4 protein-coding genes are annotated in these 3,286 nt (G+C 59.5%); all 4 read left to right on the plus strand.

Annotation, left to right across the window (positions count from 1 at the left end; translation table 11 throughout):
* On the plus strand, positions 1-982 hold a 982-nt coding region (locus AC1DWM_RS29965; RefSeq protein WP_477796864.1), incomplete at its 5' end, for a pyocin knob domain-containing protein.
* Positions 982-1,413 (plus strand): tail fiber assembly protein, encoded by a 432-nt coding sequence (locus AC1DWM_RS29970; protein WP_477796865.1) that lies wholly within the window; start codon positions 982-984, stop codon positions 1,411-1,413. The genes AC1DWM_RS29965 and AC1DWM_RS29970, both read left to right, overlap by 1 nt.
* Before the next feature lie 102 nt (positions 1,414-1,515).
* Positions 1,516-2,679: a phage tail sheath subtilisin-like domain-containing protein gene (locus AC1DWM_RS29975; RefSeq protein ID WP_477796866.1), complete on the plus strand. Its 1,164-nt coding sequence runs from the start codon at positions 1,516-1,518 to the stop codon at positions 2,677-2,679.
* A gap of 12 nt (positions 2,680-2,691) precedes the next feature.
* Positions 2,692-3,195 (plus strand): phage major tail tube protein, encoded by a 504-nt coding sequence (locus AC1DWM_RS29980; protein WP_477796867.1) that lies wholly within the window; start codon positions 2,692-2,694, stop codon positions 3,193-3,195.
* Positions 3,196-3,286 lie beyond the last annotated feature (91 nt).

Genomic DNA, 3,286 nt, shown 5'->3' on the forward strand with positions numbered 1-3,286 from the left:
CGCCTACCGTTACCGAACCGGGGACTTTGCCACCGGAACCTGGGGCGACTGGCAGAGCCTGTGGGATTCCAGCAATCTGGTTAAACAAACCTCTCCCCAAGATGACACCCCAGGCCACGTACTGCTCGCAGGGGCATATGGCTGGGGTCAGGGCGGCATCCTTGTTCCGGATGGAACCGACATTGATACCCTGACGGATGCGGGGGTTTACCGGGTAACCACGGGGCCGAATATTCCAGCGGGCGCCCCGAATTCAACGTTGTTGGTGATGAAAGGGGTGGATGTCACCACTCAACTAATGATTGCCAATAGCAGCGGCACTCTCTATACGCGTGGCCTTATTATTGGCAGTGCAGGCTGGGGAGCATGGGCTATGAGTTGGGATACTTCCAACTTCGACCCGGCGTCATATCAGCCTTCGTTGGGTTTTACCCCCGTGCAGCAAGGCGGGGGAGTGGGTCAATCAATCAACAAAGTTTTTATTGGCTATCGGGATGATACTGGCGATGTCGGTATACAGGTCGATACGACCGATTTCGGAAAAGTCTGGACCGAGAGTAACTTTAACCCGGCGTTATATCAGCTATTGTTGAACTTTACTCCCGTGCAACAAGGTGGTGGAGCAGGTCAGGATGCCAACAAAGTCCATATTGGTTATAGCAATGCCTTGGGCATCGTAAAAGTACAGGTTGATGCCGCTGATATGGGCGCAATGTGGACCGATGCCATTGGTACAGAAAAAGTGCGCAGCGCCATAGCCAGTTTTGTTGTTGGTGCTGTCGGCACTTACGGCATGTTTCGCGCCGCTGGCGGCAGTACTGTCACCGGCTCTCTTAATGCGGGCGGTTCTCTATTCTACAGCGATGCTTACGGCCTATCGTCTCAAGGTCCACCCGCAGGTACTTGGATGTTGATGGGCTCCCTGAATAACACCGACAACTCAACCGATGACTCTGTATCCATTTATTTGAGGGTGGCGTGATGAACTACACCCATGTATTGACCCCGCAATGGGTTGATGTAGCCCACACCGCCATCAACCTGATGCTGGTCACCGAAGAGCAGGGCACCATTCCCTTCACGGCCACACCCGACGACTCGACCAGTTACGGCCCGGAGATCTACGAGCGTGTGGTAGCCGGTGAGTATGGCGAGATCGCTGCGTATGCGCCGCCCTCGGACGCGGCCTTGTTGCCGGCGGCTCGGGCTCAGCAGCAACGGCTGATGCACGACGCTGGCCTGGCTCTGGCACCGCTTCAGGATGCGGTCGATCTGGGCGTGGCCACTGCCGAGCAGGTCGAGCAGTTGAATGCCTGGAAGCGCTACCGCATCGAGCTGAGTGAAGTGCCGCAGCAAGCCGGTTGGCCACGGACGATGGAGTGGCCGGTCACACCGGTTCAGCAGACCCCCTGACGCCCCGCCCTGACGGGGCGTTTTGTTTCCCGTCAGTTAGCACACCGAACATTCCCCCAGCCTCGCCCATGCGGGGCTTTTTCGTTTCTGGAGTATCACTCTATGAGTTTTTTTCACGGCGTCACCGTGACCCTGGTGGACACCGGGGCCCGGCATATCGCCACCCCGTCCGCGTCGATCATCGGTCTGTGCAACACCTTCACCGTGGCGCCGCCGGCGACCGCTGCGGCCAACGAATTGCTGCTGATCACCCGCGAAAGTGAAGCGGTCGCCGCCTGGGGTCCGGACGCGGCGATCACCCAGGACTGCAAGGCCATTTTCAAGCGGTCGAAGGCGGTGATTGTCGCCGTCGGTGTGCCGGTGCTAACGGATCCGGCCGAACAGTTGTCCGCGATCATCGGCGGCGTTTGGGCCGACGGCACCCGTACCGGCATGCAGGCGTTGCTCAACGGCAAAAGCAAGTTCAACGCCCAGCCACGGTTGTTGGTGACGCCGGGGTACTCGGCGACGCTGGCGGTGGCCACCGAGCTGGTGGCGCTGGGCGACAAGATGCGCGCCATGGCCATCATCGACGGGCCGAACACCACCGACGAAGCCGCGATCGCCTATGCCGCCAACTTCGGCAGTAAACACGCCTACATGGTCGATCCGGGCGTGCAGTTCTGGGACACCGGGACCAGTGCCACGGTCAACGCGCCGGCCTCGGCCTGGACTGCCGGCCTGTTTGCCTGGACCGATGCCACCTACGGTTTCTGGGCCTCGCCGTCGAACAAGGAATTTGTCGGCATCACCGGCACCACACGGCCGATCGAGTTTCTCGATGGCGATCCGTCCTGCCGGGCCAACCTGCTGAACAACGCCAACATCACCACGATCATTCGGGATGACGGTTACCGCTTGTGGGGCAACCGCACGCTGTCCAGCGACCCGAAATGGAAGTTCGTCACCCGCGTGCGCACGCTGGATATCGTCATGGACGCCATCCTCTACGCGCACAAGTGGGCCGTCGACCGCTCGATCACCGCGACCTACGTCAAGGACGTGACCGAAGGCCTGCAAGCCTTCATGCGCGACCTGAAAAATCAGGGTGCGATCGTCAACTTCGAGGTGTATGCCGACGAAGAGCTGAACACTTCCAGCGAACTCAGTGACGGCAAGGTGTACTGGAACATTCGGTTCACCGACGTACCGCCGGCCGAAAACCCGAACTTCCGCGTGGAGGTGACCGATCAGTGGATCACTGAAGTGCTGGATACCGCCGCCTAAGGAGGCCGCTTTATGATTCCKGAAGTGCTCTACAACACCAATCTGTTTGTCGACGGTATCAGCCTGCAAGGCGATGTACCGAGCCTGACCCTGCCCAAGCTGACTCTCAAGGTCGACGAGTACCGCGCCGGCGGCATGGACGCGGCGGTCGAACTCGACATGGGGATGGAAAAGCTGGAAGCCAGCTTCATCACCAACGGCGTGCGTCGCGAGGTGCTGAAGTTCTTCGGCCAATCCGACCTGACCGGGTTCAACGCCTCGTTCCGCGGTGCCTTCAAGGGCCAAAAAGGTGCAATCAAATCGGTGGTCGCTACCCTGCGTGGCAGTCTCAAGGAAGTCGATCCGGGGGACTGGAAGCCGGGCGAAAAAGGCGAGTTCAAGTACGCCGTCGCGGTGACCTATTACAAGCTGGAAATCGACGGCAGCGTGATGTTTGAAATCGATCCCCTCAACTCGATCCGCGTCATTGACGGCGTCGACCAACTGGCCGCCGTGCGGTCTGCCCTGGGCATGTAAGGAGCACCACCATGAGCAACGCAAAAGACAACGTCCTGCCGAAATGGCTGCAACTGGGCGATGGCATTGCCACCGTCATGTTATCCAAACC

The sequence above is a fragment of the Pseudomonas sp. P4_C8 genome, assembly GCF_056401975.1.